The organism is Paenibacillus xylanexedens (assembly GCF_007676705.1).
GTDB classification, from domain to species: domain Bacteria; phylum Bacillota; class Bacilli; order Paenibacillales; family Paenibacillaceae; genus Paenibacillus; species Paenibacillus xylanexedens_C.
The window spans coordinates 1-262 of sequence record NZ_VEBF01000387.1 but is presented as its reverse complement, the minus strand read 5'-3'; the positions used below and the strand labels follow the sequence as shown (position 1 = coordinate 262).

At 50.0% G+C, this 262-nt stretch carries 1 pseudogene; it reads right to left on the bottom strand.

Annotated features, from left to right (window positions below):
• Positions 1–262: pseudogene (locus FS628_RS32260) on the bottom strand (segregation/condensation protein A); the annotation flags it as partial.

The following is a 262-nucleotide window of genomic DNA, read 5'->3' as shown; positions in this document are numbered from 1 at the left end:
TCCTTAACCCAAATTTCATCCCCTTTCATCCCCGTTACACTTCTACCCTTCTCTCCCTTCCCTAGCCCCTTCTCCAATCCACCAATCAGATCACACCTATCCAAACCCTCTACCCCCTTCCAACCAACTTCTACACCCATATACCCGCCCACATCCTCCCCCTCTTTCGAAAAAATAACCCTCCGTTCCCACTCCCCTTCATGAACGTCGCCTGCAATCCGCTTGTATTTGCGATATTCAATCACACGTGGAATCAGCTCTG